The following is a 19,036-nucleotide window of genomic DNA, read 5'->3' on the forward strand; positions in this document are numbered from 1 at the left end:
CAATTTGTTTTTAGTCTGCGATCTTGTATGGTTGGTTCCCTTTCGATTTTGGCAATTGGGCAGAACCTGTAAATGAAGTCGGTTGAAGAGCAGCTGGCGCTGATCCAGCGCGGTGCAGACGAGATCCTGGTAGAGGCGGAACTGGTGGCCAAGCTGAAGCGTGGCCAGCCCTTGCGGATCAAGGCCGGCTTCGACCCGACCGCTCCCGATCTGCATCTTGGCCATACCGTGCTTATTAATAAGCTGCGCCAGTTCCAGGACCTGGGGCATCAGGTGATCTTCCTCATCGGCGACTTCACTGGGATGATTGGTGACCCCAGTGGGAAAAGTGTTACCCGTCCTCCCCTGACGCGCGAGCAGGTTCTGGAGAATGCGGAGACGTACAAGTCCCAGGTCTTCAAGATCCTCGACCCGGCCAAGACCGAAGTAGCCTTCAATTCCACCTGGATGGACCAACTGACCCCGGCTGACTTCATTCGTCTTGCCTCTCAGTACACCGTTGCGCGGATGCTGGAGCGTGATGACTTTAGCAAGCGCTATGCCAGCAATCAGCCCATCGCTATCCATGAGTTCCTCTATCCGCTGGTCCAGGGCTATGACTCCGTCGCGCTGAAGGCGGACGTCGAGTTGGGTGGCACCGACCAGAAGTTCAACCTGCTGATGGGGCGCGAGCTGCAGCGTGCCTATGGCCAGGAGGCCCAGGTGATCCTGACCATGCCGTTGCTGGAAGGGCTGGATGGCGTGAAGAAGATGTCCAAGTCGCTGGGCAACTATATTGGTATCCAGGAAGCGCCGGGTGTCATGTACAGCAAGCTGGTCTCCATTCCTGACACGCTGATGTGGCGTTACTTCGAACTGCTCAGCTTCCGTTCCCTGGATGAGATCGATAGCTTCCGCAAGGACGTCGAGGCGGGCGCCAACCCGCGTGACATCAAGATCAAGCTGGCCGAGGAGATCGTCGCCCGCTTCCATGGCGAGGAGGCGGCGGCGAGCGCACACAAGTCGGCCGGCAATCGCCTGAAGGATGGCGAGCTGCCGGAAGACCTGCCGGAGATCGAGCTGTCGTCCCCCGAGGATATGCCCGTTGCCTCTGTCCTTAATAAGGCGGGGTTGGTGAAGAATGCGGCTGCGGCTCGCGATCTCCTGGGTGCCGGCAGCGTCAAGGTGGATGGGCAGGTCGTCGACCGCACCTTCATGCTGGCGCTGGGTGAGACCCGTGTGTTCCAGGCAGGGAAGAAGGCTTTCGCGCGCATCACGCTGAAGGCTGAATAATTCTTTCAAATAAGTGTTGACGCCAGTTTCTATCTCCCTATAATGCGCACCACTCCCGGCGACGACGAAGAGTAAATGCTTGAAAATCAAGGATTTACGGATTCTCTCCCAGGGGTGGTGAAGCGCTTAGGCAGGTTGTTCGCCGCAGCGGTTCGGTCCCGAAAGGGGCTCGAAACGAAGCTTCACCGAGGTGCTTGACAGCGAATTTGAACGCTGTAGAATGCGCCTCCCGCTGATCGGAAGATGGTTTGAAGGTCGGCGCAAGCGGTTGAGTAGAAAAGAAAATTTTCGAAAATAACGCTTGACGGAACGAGAGGTTGCTGTAGAATGCGCGGCCTCGGTTGAGACGAAAGCCTTGACCAACTGCTCTTTAACAAGTCGAATCAAGCAATTCGTGTGGGTGCTTGTGATGTAAGACTGGTGATCGCAAGATTATCAGCAACGCAAGTAATACTCGTGAATTCGAGAGTTTTATCTCTTTTTAAGAGAATGCGATTGCTGAGCCAAGTTTAGGGTTTTCTCAAAACCCAAGCAGTATTGAACTGAAGAGTTTGATCATGGCTCAGATTGAACGCTGGCGGCAGGCCTAACACATGCAAGTCGAGCGGATGAAGGGAGCTTGCTCCTGGATTCAGCGGCGGACGGGTGAGTAATGCCTAGGAATCTGCCTGGTAGTGGGGATAACGTCCGGAAACGGGCGCTAATACCGCATACGTCCTGAGGGAGAAAGTGGGGATCTTCGGACCTCACGCTATCAGATGAGCCTAGGTCGGATTAGCTAGTTGGTGGGGTAAAGGCCTACCAAGGCGACGATCCGTAACTGGTCTGAGAGGATGATCAGTCACACTGGAACTGAGACACGGTCCAGACTCCTACGGGAGGCAGCAGTGGGGAATATTGGACAATGGGCGAAAGCCTGATCCAGCCATGCCGCGTGTGTGAAGAAGGTCTTCGGATTGTAAAGCACTTTAAGTTGGGAGGAAGGGCAGTAAGTTAATACCTTGCTGTTTTGACGTTACCAACAGAATAAGCACCGGCTAACTTCGTGCCAGCAGCCGCGGTAATACGAAGGGTGCAAGCGTTAATCGGAATTACTGGGCGTAAAGCGCGCGTAGGTGGTTCAGCAAGTTGGATGTGAAATCCCCGGGCTCAACCTGGGAACTGCATCCAAAACTACTGAGCTAGAGTACGGTAGAGGGTGGTGGAATTTCCTGTGTAGCGGTGAAATGCGTAGATATAGGAAGGAACACCAGTGGCGAAGGCGACCACCTGGACTGATACTGACACTGAGGTGCGAAAGCGTGGGGAGCAAACAGGATTAGATACCCTGGTAGTCCACGCCGTAAACGATGTCGACTAGCCGTTGGGATCCTTGAGATCTTAGTGGCGCAGCTAACGCGATAAGTCGACCGCCTGGGGAGTACGGCCGCAAGGTTAAAACTCAAATGAATTGACGGGGGCCCGCACAAGCGGTGGAGCATGTGGTTTAATTCGAAGCAACGCGAAGAACCTTACCTGGCCTTGACATGCTGAGAACTTTCCAGAGATGGATTGGTGCCTTCGGGAACTCAGACACAGGTGCTGCATGGCTGTCGTCAGCTCGTGTCGTGAGATGTTGGGTTAAGTCCCGTAACGAGCGCAACCCTTGTCCTTAGTTACCAGCACCTCGGGTGGGCACTCTAAGGAGACTGCCGGTGACAAACCGGAGGAAGGTGGGGATGACGTCAAGTCATCATGGCCCTTACGGCCAGGGCTACACACGTGCTACAATGGTCGGTACAAAGGGTTGCCAAGCCGCGAGGTGGAGCTAATCCCATAAAACCGATCGTAGTCCGGATCGCAGTCTGCAACTCGACTGCGTGAAGTCGGAATCGCTAGTAATCGTGAATCAGAATGTCACGGTGAATACGTTCCCGGGCCTTGTACACACCGCCCGTCACACCATGGGAGTGGGTTGCTCCAGAAGTAGCTAGTCTAACCGCAAGGGGACGGTTACCACGGAGTGATTCATGACTGGGGTGAAGTCGTAACAAGGTAGCCGTAGGGGAACCTGCGGCTGGATCACCTCCTTAATCGAAGATCTCAGCTTCTTCATAAGCTCCCACACGAATTGCTTGATTCACTGGTTAGACGATTGGGTCTGTAGCTCAGTTGGTTAGAGCGCACCCCTGATAAGGGTGAGGTCGGCAGTTCGAATCTGCCCAGACCCACCAATTGTTGGTGTGCTGCGTGATCCGATACGGGGCCATAGCTCAGCTGGGAGAGCGCCTGCTTTGCACGCAGGAGGTCAGGAGTTCGATCCTCCTTGGCTCCACCATCCAAACAATCGTCGAAAGCTCAGAAATGAATGTTCGTGGATGAACATTGATTTCTGGTCTTTGCACCAGAACTGTTCTTTAAAAATTCGGGTGTGTGATAGAAGTAAGACTGAATGATCTCTTTCACTGGTGATCATTCAAGTCAAGGTAAAATTTGCGAGTTCAAGCGCGAATTTTCGGCGAATGTCGTCTTCACAGTATAACCAGATTGCTTGGGGTTATATGGTCAAGTGAAGAAGCGCATACGGTGGATGCCTTGGCAGTCAGAGGCGATGAAAGACGTGGTAGCCTGCGAAAAGCTTCGGGGAGTCGGCAAACAGACTTTGATCCGGAGATCTCTGAATGGGGAACCCACCTAGGATAACCTAGGTATCTTGTACTGAATCCATAGGTGCAAGAGGCGAACAGGGGAACTGAAACATCTAAGTACCCTGAGGAAAAGAAATCAACCGAGATTCCCTTAGTAGTGGCGAGCGAACGGGGATTAGCCCTTAAGCTTCATTGATTTTAGCGGAACGCTCTGGAAAGTGCGGCCATAGTGGGTGATAGCCCCGTACGCGAAAGGATCTTTGAAGTGAAATCGAGTAGGACGGAGCACGAGAAACTTTGTCTGAACATGGGGGACCATCCTCCAAGGCTAAATACTACTGACTGACCGATAGTGAACCAGTACCGTGAGGGAAAGGCGAAAAGAACCCCGGAGAGGGAGTGAAATAGAACCTGAAACCGTATGCGTACAAGCAGTGGGAGCCTACTTGTTAGGTGACTGCGTACCTTTGTATAATGGGTCAGCGACTTATATTCAGTGGCAAGCTTAACCGTATAGGGTAGGCGTAGCGAAAGCGAGTCTTAATAGGGCGTTTAGTCGCTGGGTATAGACCCGAAACCGGGCGATCTATCCATGAGCAGGTTGAAGGTTAGGTAACACTGACTGGAGGACCGAACCCACTCCCGTTGAAAAGGTAGGGGATGACTTGTGGATCGGAGTGAAAGGCTAATCAAGCTCGGAGATAGCTGGTTCTCCTCGAAAGCTATTTAGGTAGCGCCTCATGTATCACTCTGGGGGTAGAGCACTGTTTCGGCTAGGGGTCATCCCGACTTACCAAACCGATGCAAACTCCGAATACCCAGAAGTGCCGAGCATGGGAGACACACGGCGGGTGCTAACGTCCGTCGTGAAAAGGGAAACAACCCAGACCGCCAGCTAAGGTCCCAAAGTTGTGGTTAAGTGGTAAACGATGTGGGAAGGCTTAGACAGCTAGGAGGTTGGCTTAGAAGCAGCCATCCTTTAAAGAAAGCGTAATAGCTCACTAGTCGAGTCGGCCTGCGCGGAAGATGTAACGGGGCTCAAACCACACACCGAAGCTGCGGGTGTCACGTAAGTGACGCGGTAGAGGAGCGTTCTGTAAGCCTGTGAAGGTGAGTTGAGAAGCTTGCTGGAGGTATCAGAAGTGCGAATGCTGACATGAGTAACGACAATGGGTGTGAAAAACACCCACGCCGAAAGACCAAGGGTTCCTGCGCAACGTTAATCGACGCAGGGTTAGTCGGTTCCTAAGGCGAGGCTGAAAAGCGTAGTCGATGGGAAACAGGTTAATATTCCTGTACTTCTGGTTACTGCGATGGAGGGACGGAGAAGGCTAGGCCAGCTTGGCGTTGGTTGTCCAAGTTTAAGGTGGTAGGCTGAAATCTTAGGTAAATCCGGGGTTTCAAGGCCGAGAGCTGATGACGAGTCGTCTTTTAGATGACGAAGTGGTTGATGCCATGCTTCCAAGAAAAGCTTCTAAGCTTCAGGTAACCAGGAACCGTACCCCAAACCGACACAGGTGGTCGGGTAGAGAATACCAAGGCGCTTGAGAGAACTCGGGTGAAGGAACTAGGCAAAATGGCACCGTAACTTCGGGAGAAGGTGCGCCGGCTAGGGTGAAGGATTTACTCCGTAAGCTCTGGCTGGTCGAAGATACCAGGCCGCTGCGACTGTTTATTAAAAACACAGCACTCTGCAAACACGAAAGTGGACGTATAGGGTGTGACGCCTGCCCGGTGCCGGAAGGTTAATTGATGGGGTTAGCGCAAGCGAAGCTCTTGATCGAAGCCCCGGTAAACGGCGGCCGTAACTATAACGGTCCTAAGGTAGCGAAATTCCTTGTCGGGTAAGTTCCGACCTGCACGAATGGCGTAACGATGGCGGCGCTGTCTCCACCCGAGACTCAGTGAAATTGAAATCGCTGTGAAGATGCAGTGTATCCGCGGCTAGACGGAAAGACCCCGTGAACCTTTACTGTAGCTTTGCACTGGACTTTGAGCCTGCTTGTGTAGGATAGGTGGGAGGCTTTGAAGCGTGGACGCCAGTTCGCGTGGAGCCATCCTTGAAATACCACCCTGGCATGCTTGAGGTTCTAACTCTGGTCCGTAATCCGGATCGAGGACAGTGTATGGTGGGCAGTTTGACTGGGGCGGTCTCCTCCTAAAGAGTAACGGAGGAGTACGAAGGTGCGCTCAGACCGGTCGGAAATCGGTCGCAGAGTATAAAGGCAAAAGCGCGCTTGACTGCGAGACAGACACGTCGAGCAGGTACGAAAGTAGGTCTTAGTGATCCGGTGGTTCTGTATGGAAGGGCCATCGCTCAACGGATAAAAGGTACTCCGGGGATAACAGGCTGATACCGCCCAAGAGTTCATATCGACGGCGGTGTTTGGCACCTCGATGTCGGCTCATCACATCCTGGGGCTGAAGCCGGTCCCAAGGGTATGGCTGTTCGCCATTTAAAGTGGTACGCGAGCTGGGTTTAGAACGTCGTGAGACAGTTCGGTCCCTATCTGCCGTGGACGTTTGAGATTTGAGAGGGCTGCTCCTAGTACGAGAGGACCGGAGTGGACGAACCTCTGGTGTTCCGGTTGTCACGCCAGTGGCATTGCCGGGTAGCTATGTTCGGAAAAGATAACCGCTGAAAGCATCTAAGCGGGAAACTTGCCTCAAGATGAGATCTCACTGGGAACTTGATTCCCTGAAGGGCCGTCGAAGACTACGACGTTGATAGGCTGGGTGTGTAAGCGTTGTGAGGCGTTGAGCTAACCAGTACTAATTGCCCGTGAGGCTTGACCATATAACACCCAAACAATCTGACGATTGTGTGTTGTAAGGTGAAGTCGACGAACCGAAAGTTCGCATGAACCGCAAACACCTTGAAATCACATACCTGAATCCGGATAGACGTAAGCCCAAGCGAACGGATATCCAACCGAATTGCTTGACGATCATAGAGCGTTGGAACCACCTGATCCCTTCCCGAACTCAGAAGTGAAACGACGCATCGCCGATGGTAGTGTGGGGTCTCCCCATGTGAGAGTAGGTCATCGTCAAGCTCCTATCCCAAAACCCCTGGTCAGCGATGACCGGGGGTTTTGCTTTTGCGCGCGGAAAAGTCTGCGAAAATCCGGGGAAAAGGCAGCTATACGGCAGGGCTTTTCGTAGGCAAAGCGCAAGTGCCTCTATATGATGCGTGCCTGGCTAGTGTGGGGCGTCTATGCAGACCTTGCTGAAACTACTTCAAGACGGGCGATTCCACTCCGGTGAGGAGTTGGGGGCAGTACTGGGCATCAGTCGCAGTGCAGTCTGGAAACGCTTGCAGCACCTGGAGGCTGAACATGGCCTGCAGTTCCACAAGGTGCGTGGCCGGGGTTACCGCCTGGCGAGTCCCCTCAGTCTCCTGGATCCGCGGAAGATCGACAGCCTCTGGCCGGTCGAGATCATGCCCACCGTCGATTCGACCAATAGCGAGGCCATGCGCAGGCTCGCGGCTGGAGCCTCGACGCCTTTCGTTATCGTCGCCGAGCAGCAGACTGCCGGGCGTGGACGTCGCGGCCGAGCCTGGGTCAGTCCCTATGGAGAGAACCTCTATTATTCTCTGGCCATTACTGTCAGGGGGGGCGCTCGGGAGCTCGAAGGGTTGAGCCTGGTTGTCGGTCTCGCGGTGCTCCGGGCCCTGGAGTCTTTGGGCGTCCGGGATGCCGGGTTGAAGTGGCCGAACGACCTTCTGCAGGGAGGCAAGAAGATCGCCGGAATTCTCCTGGAGCTGAGTGGCGACCCCGCGGATCTGTGTCATGTCGTTATCGGCATAGGGATCAACGTCAACATGAAGACCGCCACTGATATCGGCCAGCCTTGGACCTCCCTGCGCGAAGCGCTGGGGGAGCTGGTGGATCGTTCGCGGCTGCTTTCTGCTCTCAATCGGCAGTTGGCCGATTATCTCGATAGGCATTCGCGCGAAGGCTTTGCTGCAAGTCGCGAGGAGTGGGAGTCCTGCAATCTCTGGCAGGGTGCCCAGGTCATTCTCTCGACTGCTCTGAGTTCCATCGAGGGTCGTGTGCTGGGTGTCGATAGCCGAGGAGCGCTGCGTCTCGAGGTGGATGGCGTGGAGCAGGGGTTCAGTGGAGGGGAGCTTAGTTTGAGGTTGCGTCAATGATTCTTGAGCTCGACTGTGGAAACTCGCTGATCAAGTGGCGGGTCATCGAGGGGGCGGCGCGGTCGATCGCCGGTGGCCTTGCGGAGTCCGATGATGCCCTGGTCGAACAGTTAACGTCGCAGCAAGCGCTGCCAGTGCGAGCCTGTCGCCTGGTGAGCGTTCGCAGCGAGCAGGAAACCTCGCAACTGGTCGCACGGTTGGAGCAGCTGTTCCCGGTTTCGGCGCTGGTTGCATCATCCGGCAAGCAGTTGGCGGGTGTGCGCAACGGCTATCTCGATTACCAGCGCCTGGGGCTCGACCGCTGGCTGGCCCTCGTCGCGGCTCATCATCTGGCTAAGAAGGCCTGCCTGGTCATCGATCTGGGGACCGCGGTCACCTCTGACCTGGTCGCGGCGGATGGAGTGCATCTGGGGGGCTACATATGCCCGGGCATGACCCTGATGAGAAGCCAGTTGCGCACCCATACCCGACGTATCCGCTACGACGATGCAGAGGCCCGTCGGGCGCTTGCCAGTCTCCAGCCAGGGCAGGCCACGGCCGAGGCGGTTGAGCGGGGTTGTCTGCTCATGCTCAGGGGGTTCGTTCGTGAGCAGTACGCCATGGCGTGCGAGCTGCTCGGTCCGGATTGTGAAATATTCCTGACGGGTGGGGATGCCGAACTGGTTCGCGACGAACTGGCTGGCGCCCGGATCATGCCGGACCTGGTTTTCGTAGGGCTGGCACTGGCTTGCCCGATTGAGTGAGAGGATCTATGCGCTGGTTCTTCCTGTTTCTCCTAGCCCTGAACGTCTTCTACTACGTCTGGCACCAGCAGCAATCCCCGCTACGGGCCAAGGAAATCGCACCGCTGGAACTCTATAAGGATGGGCAGAAGAACATTCTGCTGTTGGCCGAGAGCAACCTTGCTTCCAGGGCGCGCTCGGGATCGCAGGTGCCGGCGCCGAGTGTGCCTCCGGCTGCCGAAGAGTCGATCGCATCCGAGTCGGCCTGTCTCTATCTTGGCGGAGGCGGTGAGGAGGCGGATGCCCGAAGGTTGCAGCAGCGCCTGCTGGGCCTGGATATCGAGGCGGAGGTCGAGGCCCGTGGGGAGATGAGCGTCGATTACTGGGTCTATCTTCCTCCGCTAGCCTCGCGGGAGGCTGCGCTTCGTCAGTTGAAGGAGCTTCAGGCGCGCAATATCGACAGCTACCTGATTGGCGAGGGAGTGCTGGCCAATGGCATTTCTTTGGGGATGTTTTCCGCGCGGGATTCGGCTGAAAGTGCGCAGGCCCGTCTCAAGACGGCAGGTTACGAGGCGGAGCTGAAGGAATTGCCCCGCGGGCAGCGTGAGTTCTGGGTAAGGGTGGCACCCGGCAGCCGGCGTCTGGTGGATGAGCAACTGCTCCAGGAGCTGGCTCGGGACTTCAAGGGATTGCAGCATCAAATAATGTCGTGCAAAGGTGTTGCATCCCCCTGATGGTTTGCATAGAATGGCGCCCGCTTCGCAGGGGGAAGGCTGAAAGACTCCTACCATGAAGTTGCTGTTGAAACCTAAGTTCAGGTTTTTTAAGAGAAAACTCTTGACAGCAAGGTGGCAGACGTAGAGAATGCCGCCCACCAGTTTGGAGGGATTCCCGAGTGGCCAAAGGGATCAGACTGTAAATCTGACGTCATAGACTTCGAAGGTTCGAATCCTTCTCCCTCCACCAGTTTAAAAGCGTGAGCTTCGGGCTCCGCGGGTATAGTTCAGTGGTAGAACCTCAGCCTTCCAAGCTGATGATGCGGGTTCGATTCCCGCTACCCGCTCCAGTCAAGTTGCTTGTGTTTCGCTCATGTAGCTCAGTTGGTAGAGCACACCCTTGGTAAGGGTGAGGTCAGCGGTTCAAATCCGCTCATGAGCTCCATTTATCCAGGGGCAGATATGAAAATATCTGCCCTTGTTCTAATGGTAGCGTGATCCGCTCAATTCCTTGAAGGGGATGGTCTCCATGGCTAAAGAAAAATTTGAACGGAACAAGCCGCACGTCAACGTCGGCACCATCGGTCACGTTGACCATGGCAAGACCACTCTGACCGCTGCACTGACCAAGGTCTGCTCCGACACCTGGGGTGGTTCCGCTCGTGCTTTCGATCAGATCGACAACGCGCCGGAAGAAAAGGCCCGCGGTATCACCATCAACACCTCGCACGTTGAATACGATTCCGCTGTTCGTCACTACGCCCACGTTGACTGCCCCGGTCACGCCGACTACGTGAAGAACATGATCACCGGTGCTGCCCAGATGGACGGCGCGATCCTGGTTTGCTCGGCTGCCGACGGCCCCATGCCGCAGACCCGCGAGCACATCCTGCTGTCCCGCCAGGTAGGCGTTCCCTACATCGTCGTGTTCCTGAACAAGGCCGACATGGTTGACGACGCCGAGCTGCTGGAACTGGTCGAGATGGAAGTTCGCGATCTGCTGAACACCTACGACTTCCCGGGCGACGACACTCCGATCATCATCGGTTCCGCGCTGATGGCGCTGGAAGGCAAGGATGACAATGGCATCGGCGTAAGCGCCGTGCAGAAGCTGGTAGAGACCCTGGATTCCTACATTCCGGAGCCGGTTCGTGCCATCGATCAGCCGTTCCTGATGCCGATCGAAGACGTGTTCTCGATCTCCGGCCGCGGTACCGTGGTAACCGGTCGTGTAGAGCGCGGCATCATCAAGGTTCAGGAAGAAGTGGAAATCGTCGGCATCAAGGCGACCACCAAGACCACCTGCACCGGCGTTGAAATGTTCCGCAAGCTGCTCGACGAAGGTCGTGCTGGTGAGAACGTTGGTATCCTGCTGCGTGGCACCAAGCGTGAAGACGTAGAGCGTGGCCAGGTGCTGGCCAAGCCGGGCACCATCAAGCCGCACACCAAGTTCGAGTGCGAAGTGTACGTGCTGTCAAGGAAGAAGGTGGTCGTCACACCCCGTTCTTCAAGGGCTACCGTCCGCAGTTCTACTTCCGTACCACCGACGTGACCGGTAACTGCGAGCTGCCGGAAGGCGTAGAGATGGTAATGCCGGGCGACAACATCAAGATGGTTGTCACCCTGATCGCTCCGATCGCCATGGAAGATGGCCTGCGCTTCGCGATCCGCGAAGGCGGCCGTACCGTTGGCGCCGGCGTGGTTGCCAAGATCATCGAATAATATCGGTTGATCTTCCCCTCTCAGGCCGGCATAATGGTCGGCCTGATTTTGCTTCAGGCCAGTAGCTCAATTGGCAGAGCGGCGGTCTCCAAAACCGCAGGTTGGGGGTTCGATTCCCTCCTGGCCTGCCAGATTTCCCAAGTAAATCTGGCTTTTCTTCACGAGATTCCTAACAGATGAATGCCAAGGCAGAAGCCAAAGAATCACGTTTTGATCTCTTGAAATGGCTCTTGGTTGCCGTTCTGGTTGTGGTTGCCGTTGTGGGCAATCAGTACTTTTCGGCTCAACCAATCCTGTATCGCGTTCTCGGTATTCTCGTTCTGGCGGTGATCGCTGCCTTCCTGGCTCTGCAAACGGCCAAGGGGCAGGCCTTCTTTAGTCTTGCTAAGGAAGCGCGCGTCGAGATTCGCAAGGTCGTATGGCCGAGTCGTCAAGAAACAACTCAGACCACGCTGATCGTGGTCGCGGTAGTGCTGGTAATGGCGCTGCTGCTGTGGGGGCTCGATTCCCTGCTGGGTTGGTTGGTTTCCATGATTGTAGGTTAAGGGTGCGCCGTGGCTAAGCGTTGGTACGTTGTGCATGCATACTCGGGCTACGAGAAGCATGTCATGCGCTCGCTGATCGAGCGTGTCAAGCTTGCTGGCATGGAAGAAGAGTTCGGCGAGATTCTGGTTCCCACCGAAGAAGTGGTGGAGATGCGGAACGGCCAGAAGCGCAAGAGCGAGCGCAAATTCTTCCCTGGCTATGTGCTGGTTCAGATGGAAATGAACGAAGGTACCTGGCACCTGGTGAAGGATACCCCGCGTGTCATGGGCTTCATCGGCGGGACTGCCGACAAGCCGGCTCCGATCACCGATCGTGAGGCTGATGCAATCCTGCGTCGCGTGGCCGATAGCGGCGACAAGCCCAAGCCGAAGACCCTGTTCGAGCCGGGCGAGACCGTTCGTGTCATCGATGGTCCTTTCGCCGACTTCAATGGTGTCGTCGAAGAAGTTAACTACGAGAAGAGCCGGATCCAAGTGGCCGTGCTCATCTTTGGCCGCTCTACCCCGGTGGAGCTGGAGTTCAGTCAGGTCGAAAAGGTCTAGCTGAAAACGCATCCCTCACCCCGCAGCCCAAGGCTGCGGGGTTTTGTCGTCACTGGGATAAACGCGAAAGCAACCGGGGAGCCTTCAGGCGCTTGTACCCGAATTTGGAGTAGCAAATGGCTAAGAAAATCCAGGCTTATATCAAGCTGCAAGTAAAGGCCGGTCAGGCCAACCCGTCGCCGCCGGTCGGCCCTGCCCTGGGTCAGCACGGCGTGAACATCATGGAATTCTGCAAGGCGTTCAACGCCAAGACCCAAGGCCAAGAGCCGGGCCTGCCGACTCCTGTGATCATCACCGTTTACAGCGACCGTAGCTTCACCTTCGAAACCAAGAGCACCCCGGCTGCCGTCCTGCTGAAAAAAGCAGCTGGCATCACCAGCGGCTCCGCTCGTCCGAACTCCCAGAAAGTCGGCACCGTTACCCGTGCCCAGCTGGAAGAGATCGCCAAGACCAAGCAGGCTGACCTGACCGCTGCTGATCTGGACGCTGCTGTACGTACCATCGCTGGCTCCGCGCGCAGCATGGGCCTGAACGTGGAGGGTGTGTAATGGCTAAGCTGACCAAGCGCCAGAAGGCGATTGCCGAGAAAGTAGTTGCCGGCAAGCAGTACAGCTTCGAAGAGGCCGCCAAGCTGCTGGCCGAGCTGTCCACCATCAAGTTCAAGGAGTCCGTGGACGTTGCCGTGAACCTCGGCGTCGATCCGCGTAAATCCGACCAGGTCGTTCGTGGCGCCACCGTCCTGCCGAACGGCACCGGCAAGAGCGTCCGCGTTGCCGTCTTCACCCAGGGGCCGGCTGCCGAAGCCGCTCTGGCTGCCGGCGCCGACAAGGTGGGCATGGACGAGCTGGCTGCCGAAATGAAAGGCGGCGACCTGAACTACGACGTCGTCATCGCTTCCCCGGATGCCATGCGTGTCGTCGGCCAGCTGGGCCAGATCCTCGGCCCGCGTGGTCTGATGCCGAACCCGAAAGTCGGCACCGTGACTCCGGACGTCGCTACCGCCGTGAAGAATGCCAAGGCTGGTCAGGTACGTTTCCGTACCGACAAGAACGGCATCATCCACAGCTCCGTCGGTAAGGTCGATTTCGAGCCGGCCAAGCTGCAGCAGAACGTTGAAGCGCTGCTGGCTGACCTGAAGCGCCTGAAGCCGTCCTCGTCGAAAGGCGTGTACGTCAAGCGCGTGACCCTGAGCACCACCATGGGTCCGGGCCTGCAGATCGACCTGGCTTCCCTGGAAGCCTAAGTGAAATCGTGCAGCGGGTTCTGCCCGCTGCACAGGTATTGGGGTCCCTGCCTGGCGGGGGCTATCCAAGACCGTAGGTGGCGCAAGCCTTAAACCACAAGCCTACGCAGATGGTGCTCCCGATTCGGTTACCGAATCAGACACCAAAACGACGTCCGGCCCCGGCTGGACGAAACGGTAACATCCAGGAGTAAACCCGTGGCAATTAAACTCGAAGACAAGAAGGCCATCGTCGCTGAAGTCAACGAGGCTGCCAAAGCTGCCCTGTCCGCTGTCGTGGCCGATGCCCGTGGCGTGACCGTAGGCGCCATGACCGGACTCCGTAAAGAGGCCCGCGAAGCTGGTGTGTACGTGAAAGTCGTACGTAACACCCTGCTCAAGCGCGCCGTTGAAGGCACCCAGTTCGACGTGCTCAACGACGTGTTCAAAGGCCCGACCCTGATCGCTTTCTCCAACGAACATCCGGGCGCTGCCGCTCGTATCTTCCGTGAGTTCGCCAAGGGTCAGGACAAGTTCGAGATCAAGGCGGCTGCCTTCGAGGGTCAGTTCCTCGCAGCCAATCAGATCGACGTACTGGCAAGCCTGCCGACCTACGACGAAGCCGTATCGCAGCTGATGAGCGTGATTCAGGGCGCTACCAGCAAGCTGGCTCGTACTCTGGCGGCCATTCGCGACCAGAAAGAAGCTGCTGCCGCCTAAGTCGGCTCGCAAGCGCTTTCAATCTTATTTGTTTAATACGATGGCCGCAGGCCGTCCCCCAATACAGGAATTAGAGTCATGGCTCTGACCAACGAAGACATCATCAACGCCGTATCCGAAATGTCCGTCATGCAAGTGGTCGAACTGATCAAGGCGATGGAAGAGAAGTTCGGCGTTACCGCTGCTGCCGCTACCGTTGCCGCTGCTGGCCCGGCTGCTGCCGCTGCCGAAGAGCAGACCGAGTTCACCATCGTCCTGGCCGAAGCTGGCGACAAGAAAGTGAACGTGATCAAGGTCGTTCGCGAACTGACCGGTCTGGGTCTGAAAGAAGCCAAGGCCGTCGTAGACGGCGCTCCGGGCGTGGTGAAGGAAGGCGCTTCGAAAGAAGAAGCCGAAGCCGCCAAGAAAGCCCTGGAAGAAGCAGGCGCCAAAGTCGAGCTCAAGTAAGCGACGACCTTGCGTCTACAGCCCGAGCGTCAAGCGAAAGGCTGATGGCTGGTGGCTTTTGCCACCGGCCTTTTTCCGTTCTGGGTGGACTCGCCTCGGGCGTTCCACCCAAGACGTGAAAGTGCCCCGAGTGGGCAATGCAGGCCAAGGGGTCTGCAAGATTTTCCGGCTGCTCCCGTCGGAGACGCCAAACAAGCAGGTGACCAAGCTGGGGAACGCTGATGGCTTACTCATACACTGAGAAAAAACGTATCCGCAAGGACTTTAGCAAGTTGCCGGACGTCATGGATGTGCCGTATTTGCTGGCCATCCAGCTGGATTCCTATCGCGAATTCCTGCAGGCTGGCGCAACCAAGGAGCAGTTCCGCGATATCGGTCTGCACGCGGCCTTCAAGTCCGTTTTCCCGATTATCAGCTATTCCGGCAATGCTGCCCTGGAATACGTCGGCTACCGTCTGGGTGAGCCGGCATTCGATGTCAAGGAGTGCGTGCTGCGCGGCGTGACCTTCGCCGTACCGCTGCGCGTGAAAGTTCGCCTGATCATCTTCGACCGCGAATCGTCGAACAAGGCGATCAAGGACATCAAGGAACAAGAAGTCTACATGGGGGAAATCCCCCTGATGACCGAGAACGGTACCTTCATCATCAACGGTACCGAGCGTGTCATCGTCTCCCAGCTGCACCGTTCCCCGGGCGTGTTCTTCGACCACGACCGTGGCAAGACCCACAGCTCCGGCAAGCTGCTGTACTCCGCGCGGATCATTCCTTACCGCGGTTCCTGGCTGGACTTCGAGTTCGATCCGAAGGACTGCGTGTTCGTCCGTATCGACCGTCGCCGCAAGCTGCCGGCCTCGGTACTGCTGCGCGCGCTCGGCTACAGCACGGAAGAGATCCTCAACGCCTTCTACGCGACCAACGTCTTCCACATCAAGGGCGAGACCCTGAACCTGGAACTGGTCCCGCAGCGCCTGCGCGGTGAAGTCGCGAGCATCGACATCAAGGATGGCAGCGGCAAGGTGATCGTGGAGCAGGGGCGTCGTATCACTGCCCGCCACATCAACCAGCTGGAAAAGGCTGGCGTGAGCCAGCTGGAAGTGCCGTTCGACTACCTGATCGGCCGTACCATCGCCAAGGCGATCGTGCATCCGGCTACCGGCGAGATCATCGCCGAGTGCAACACCGAGCTGACCCTCGACCTCCTGGCCAAGGTGGCCAAGGCCCAGGTCGTGCGCATCGAGACCCTGTACACCAACGACATCGACTGCGGTCCGTTCATCTCCGACACCCTGAAGATCGACAACACCAGCAACCAGCTGGAAGCCCTGGTCGAGATCTACCGGATGATGCGTCCGGGCGAGCCGCCGACCAAGGAAGCTGCCGAGACCCTGTTCGGCAATCTGTTCTTCAGCGCCGAGCGTTACGACCTGTCGGCCGTAGGCCGGATGAAGTTCAACCGCCGTATCGGTCGTACCGAGATCGAAGGTCCGGGCGTCCTGAGCAAGGAAGACATCATCGATGTGCTCAAGACCCTCGTCGACATCCGTAACGGCAAGGGCATCGTCGATGACATCGACCACCTGGGCAACCGTCGCGTCCGTTGCGTCGGCGAAATGGCCGAGAACCAGTTCCGCGTGGGCCTGGTGCGTGTCGAGCGCGCGGTCAAGGAACGCCTGTCCATGGCCGAAAGCGAAGGCCTGATGCCGCAGGACCTGATCAACGCCAAGCCGGTGGCTGCCGCGATCAAGGAGTTCTTCGGTTCGAGCCAGCTGTCGCAGTTCATGGACCAGAACAACCCGCTTTCCGAGATCACCCACAAGCGCCGCGTCTCCGCGCTCGGCCCGGGCGGTCTGACCCGTGAGCGTGCGGGCTTCGAGGTTCGTGACGTACACCCGACCCACTACGGCCGCGTGTGCCCGATCGAAACCCCTGAAGGTCCGAACATCGGTCTGATCAACTCCCTGGCGACCTACGCCCGCACCAACAAGTACGGCTTCCTCGAGAGCCCGTACCGCGTGGTCAAGGACAGCCTGGTAACCGACGAGATCGTGTTCCTGTCGGCGATCGAAGAAGCCGACCACGTCATCGCCCAGGCTTCGGCGACCCTCAACGAGAAGGGTCAACTGGTGGACGAGCTGGTGGCCGTGCGTCACCTGAACGAATTCACCGTGAAGGCGCCGGAAGACGTGACCCTGATGGATGTTTCGCCGAAGCAGGTCGTTTCCGTCGCTGCCTCGCTGATTCCGTTCCTCGAGCACGATGACGCCAACCGCGCACTCATGGGCTCGAACATGCAGCGTCAGGCCGTGCCGACCCTGCGTGCCGACAAGCCGCTGGTGGGTACCGGCATGGAGCGCAACGTGGCGCGCGACTCCGGCGTCTGCGTCGTGGCTCGCCGTGGCGGTGTGATCGACTCGGTCGATGCCAGCCGTGTCGTGGTTCGCGTGGCGGATGACGAAGTCGAGACCGGCGAAGCGGGTGTCGACATCTACAACCTGACCAAGTACACCCGTTCCAACCAGAACACCTGCATCAACCAGCGTCCGCTGGTGAGCAAGGGTGACGTGGTCGCGCGCGGCGACATCCTGGCCGACGGTCCGTCCACCGACATGGGCGAACTGGCCCTGGGCCAGAACATGCGCGTAGCGTTCATGCCCTGGAACGGCTTCAACTTCGAAGACTCCATCTGCCTGTCCGAGCGCGTGGTCCAGGAAGATCGTTTCACCACGATCCACATCCAGGAACTGACCTGCGTCGCTCGTGACACCAAGCTCGGCCCAGAGGAAATCACCGCGGACATCCCGAACGTGGGCGAGGCCGCGCTGAACAAGCTGGACGAAGCCGGTATCGTCTACGTCGGCGCCGAAGTGCAGGCCGGCGACATCCTGGTCGGCAAGGTCACTCCGAAAGGCGAGACCCAGCTGACTCCGGAAGAGAAGCTGCTGCGCGCGATCTTCGGTGAGAAGGCGTCCGACGTGAAGGACACCTCCCTGCGTGTGCCGACCGGCACCAAGGGTACCGTCATCGACGTTCAGGTCTTCACCCGCGACGGCGTCGAGCGCGATTCCCGCGCGCTGTCCATCGAGAAGATGCAACTCGACCAGATCCGCAAGGACCTGAACGAAGAGTTCCGCATCGTCGAAGGCGCGACCTTCGAGCGTCTGCGTGCCGCCCTGGTCGGTGCCAAGGCTGAAGGTGGCCCGGCGCTGAAGAAGGGCACGGAGATCACCGACGATTACCTCGACGGTCTCGAGCGCGGCCAGTGGTTCAAGCTGCGCATGGCCGACGACGCCCTGAACGAACAGCTGGAGAAGGCCCAGGCCTACATCAGCGATCGTCGCCAGCTCCTGGACGACAAGTTCGAGGACAAGAAGCGCAAGCTGCAGCAGGGCGACGACCTGGCTCCGGGCGTGCTGAAGATCGTCAAGGTCTACCTGGCGATCAAGCGTCGCATCCAGCCGGGCGACAAGATGGCCGGCCGTCACGGTAACAAGGGTGTGGTCTCGGTGATCATGCCGGTGGAAGACATGCCGCACGATGCCAACGGCACCCCGGTCGACATCGTCCTCAACCCGCTGGGCGTACCGTCGCGTATGAACGTCGGTCAGATCCTCGAAACCCACCTGGGCCTCGCGGCCAAGGGGCTGGGCGAGAAGATCAACCGCATGCTCGAAGAGCAGCGCAAGGTCGCCGAACTGCGTAAGTTCCTGCACGAGATCTACAACGAGATCGGCGGTCGCGAGGAAAACCTCGACGAGCTGGGCGACAACGAGATCCTCGCGCTGGCCAAGAACCTGCGCGGTGGCGTACCGATGGCGACCCCGGTGTTCGATGGCGCCAAGGAACGCGAGATCAAGGCCATGCTGAAGCTGGCCGACCTGCCGGAAAGCGGCCAGATGCGTCTGTTCGACGGCCGTACCGGCAACCAGTTCGAGCGTCCGACCACCGTCGGCTACATGTACATGCTCAAGCTGAACCACCTGGTGGACGACAAGATGCACGCCCGTTCCACCGGCTCGTACAGCCTGGTTACCCAGCAGCCGCTGGGTGGTAAGGCACAGTTCGGTGGTCAGCGCTTCGGTGAGATGGAGGTGTGGGCGCTGGAAGCCTATGGCGCGGCGTACACCCTGCAGGAAATGCTGACGGTCAAGTCGGACGACGTGAACGGCCGGACCAAGATGTACAAGAACATCGTGGACGGCGATCACCGCATGGAGGCGGGCATGCCCGAGTCCTTCAACGTTCTGATCAAAGAGATCCGTTCGCTCGGCATCGACATCGAACTGGAAACCGAATAACACGTGACGCTAGACGGTGCGGCTGGTCAAGGCCGGTCGCACCGGGTCC

Annotated in this window: 11 protein-coding genes, 6 tRNA genes, 3 rRNA genes and 1 pseudogene; all 21 read left to right on the forward strand. The window is 57.8% G+C overall.

From position 1 onward, the window contains the following. The first annotated feature begins 72 nt into the window (after positions 1 to 72). The 21 genes and pseudogenes from tyrS (at position 73) to rpoB (ending at position 18,987) form a co-directional block, all read left to right on the forward strand. Positions 73 to 1,272 carry a tyrosine--tRNA ligase gene (gene tyrS, locus LE197_RS32400; protein ID WP_003101660.1) on the forward strand — a complete coding sequence of 400 codons (1,200 nt, stop codon included), beginning with the start codon at positions 73 to 75 and terminating at the stop codon, positions 1,270 to 1,272. Between the two features lie 539 nt (positions 1,273 to 1,811). Beyond that, positions 1,812 to 3,344: ribosomal RNA gene (locus LE197_RS32405) — 16S ribosomal RNA — on the forward strand. Positions 3,345 to 3,408: 64 nt separating this feature from the next. Further along, positions 3,409 to 3,485: transfer RNA gene (locus LE197_RS32410), tRNA-Ile, on the forward strand. Positions 3,486 to 3,513: 28 nt separating this feature from the next. Next, a tRNA-Ala gene (locus LE197_RS32415) sits at positions 3,514 to 3,589 on the forward strand. A 225-nt stretch (positions 3,590 to 3,814) separates the two neighbouring features. Beyond that, a 23S ribosomal RNA gene (locus LE197_RS32420) occupies positions 3,815 to 6,696 on the forward strand. A gap of 143 nt (positions 6,697 to 6,839) precedes the next feature. Continuing rightward, a 5S ribosomal RNA gene (rrf, locus tag LE197_RS32425) occupies positions 6,840 to 6,955 on the forward strand. The 16S, 23S and 5S rRNA genes sit together here with 2 tRNA genes alongside, the layout of an rRNA operon. 161 nt (positions 6,956 to 7,116) lie before the next feature. Next, on the forward strand, positions 7,117 to 8,055 hold the full coding sequence (gene birA / locus LE197_RS32430; RefSeq protein ID WP_003117986.1) for a bifunctional biotin--[acetyl-CoA-carboxylase] ligase/biotin operon repressor BirA: 939 nt from the start codon (positions 7,117 to 7,119) through the stop codon (positions 8,053 to 8,055). Continuing rightward, positions 8,052 to 8,798: a pantothenate kinase gene (locus tag LE197_RS32435; protein WP_010793479.1), complete on the forward strand. Its 747-nt coding sequence runs from the start codon at positions 8,052 to 8,054 to the stop codon at positions 8,796 to 8,798. Before birA ends, LE197_RS32435 begins: the two co-directional genes overlap by 4 nt. An 8-nt stretch (positions 8,799 to 8,806) precedes the next feature. Then, positions 8,807 to 9,511 (forward strand): SPOR domain-containing protein, encoded by a 705-nt coding sequence (locus LE197_RS32440; RefSeq protein ID WP_042929836.1) that lies wholly within the window; start codon positions 8,807 to 8,809, stop codon positions 9,509 to 9,511. A 147-nt stretch (positions 9,512 to 9,658) separates the two neighbouring features. Beyond that, positions 9,659 to 9,743: transfer RNA gene (locus LE197_RS32445), tRNA-Tyr, on the forward strand. A gap of 26 nt (positions 9,744 to 9,769) precedes the next feature. Continuing rightward, positions 9,770 to 9,843 (forward strand) — tRNA-Gly (locus tag LE197_RS32450). Between the two features lie 19 nt (positions 9,844 to 9,862). Then, a tRNA-Thr gene (locus LE197_RS32455) sits at positions 9,863 to 9,938 on the forward strand. Between the two features lie 84 nt (positions 9,939 to 10,022). After that, positions 10,023 to 11,215 (forward strand): annotated as a pseudogene (gene tuf / locus LE197_RS32460) (elongation factor Tu). A 55-nt stretch (positions 11,216 to 11,270) separates the two neighbouring features. Then, positions 11,271 to 11,346 (forward strand) — tRNA-Trp (locus LE197_RS32465). Between the two features lie 45 nt (positions 11,347 to 11,391). Beyond that, positions 11,392 to 11,760, forward strand: a complete 369-nt coding sequence (secE, locus tag LE197_RS32470; RefSeq protein ID WP_003108030.1) for a preprotein translocase subunit SecE — start codon at positions 11,392 to 11,394, stop codon at positions 11,758 to 11,760. Between the two features lie 9 nt (positions 11,761 to 11,769). Further along, the gene (nusG, locus tag LE197_RS32475; protein WP_003108028.1) at positions 11,770 to 12,303 is read left to right on the forward strand and encodes a transcription termination/antitermination protein NusG; all 534 of its coding nucleotides are present in this window, start codon (positions 11,770 to 11,772) and stop codon (positions 12,301 to 12,303) included. A gap of 116 nt (positions 12,304 to 12,419) precedes the next feature. Further along, complete coding sequence (gene rplK, locus LE197_RS32480; RefSeq protein WP_003093751.1) at positions 12,420 to 12,851, forward strand: 50S ribosomal protein L11; 432 nt, start codon at positions 12,420 to 12,422, stop codon at positions 12,849 to 12,851. Next, positions 12,851 to 13,546, forward strand: coding sequence for a 50S ribosomal protein L1 (gene rplA / locus LE197_RS32485; protein ID WP_003093749.1), 696 nt, complete (start codon positions 12,851 to 12,853; stop codon positions 13,544 to 13,546). Before rplK ends, rplA begins: the two co-directional genes overlap by 1 nt. Before the next feature lie 198 nt (positions 13,547 to 13,744). Further along, positions 13,745 to 14,245, forward strand: coding sequence for a 50S ribosomal protein L10 (rplJ, locus tag LE197_RS32490; protein WP_003093748.1), 501 nt, complete (start codon positions 13,745 to 13,747; stop codon positions 14,243 to 14,245). A 78-nt stretch (positions 14,246 to 14,323) separates the two neighbouring features. Beyond that, positions 14,324 to 14,692 (forward strand): 50S ribosomal protein L7/L12, encoded by a 369-nt coding sequence (gene rplL / locus LE197_RS32495; RefSeq protein WP_003093747.1) that lies wholly within the window; start codon positions 14,324 to 14,326, stop codon positions 14,690 to 14,692. Between the two features lie 221 nt (positions 14,693 to 14,913). Continuing rightward, a complete protein-coding gene (rpoB, locus tag LE197_RS32500; RefSeq protein ID WP_003093746.1) occupies positions 14,914 to 18,987 on the forward strand; it encodes a DNA-directed RNA polymerase subunit beta in 4,074 nt (1,357 codons plus the stop codon). The last annotated feature ends 49 nt before the right edge of the window (positions 18,988 to 19,036 follow it).

The sequence above is a fragment of the Pseudomonas sp. PS1(2021) genome, assembly GCF_020405165.1.
Lineage (GTDB): Bacteria > Pseudomonadota > Gammaproteobacteria > Pseudomonadales > Pseudomonadaceae > Pseudomonas > Pseudomonas aeruginosa.

Coding starts and splice junctions, on each gene's coding strand:
- tyrS (WP_003101660.1), top strand. CDS start 73: ATGAAGTCGGTTGAAGAGCAGCTGGCGCTGATCCAGCGCGGTGCAGAC.
- birA (WP_003117986.1), top strand. CDS start 7,117: ATGCAGACCTTGCTGAAACTACTTCAAGACGGGCGATTCCACTCCGGT.
- LE197_RS32435 (WP_010793479.1), top strand. CDS start 8,052: ATGATTCTTGAGCTCGACTGTGGAAACTCGCTGATCAAGTGGCGGGTC.
- LE197_RS32440 (WP_042929836.1), top strand. CDS start 8,807: ATGCGCTGGTTCTTCCTGTTTCTCCTAGCCCTGAACGTCTTCTACTAC.
- secE (WP_003108030.1), top strand. CDS start 11,392: ATGAATGCCAAGGCAGAAGCCAAAGAATCACGTTTTGATCTCTTGAAA.
- rplK (WP_003093751.1), top strand. CDS start 12,420: ATGGCTAAGAAAATCCAGGCTTATATCAAGCTGCAAGTAAAGGCCGGT.
- rplA (WP_003093749.1), top strand. CDS start 12,851: ATGGCTAAGCTGACCAAGCGCCAGAAGGCGATTGCCGAGAAAGTAGTT.
- rplL (WP_003093747.1), top strand. CDS start 14,324: ATGGCTCTGACCAACGAAGACATCATCAACGCCGTATCCGAAATGTCC.
- rpoB (WP_003093746.1), top strand. CDS start 14,914: ATGGCTTACTCATACACTGAGAAAAAACGTATCCGCAAGGACTTTAGC.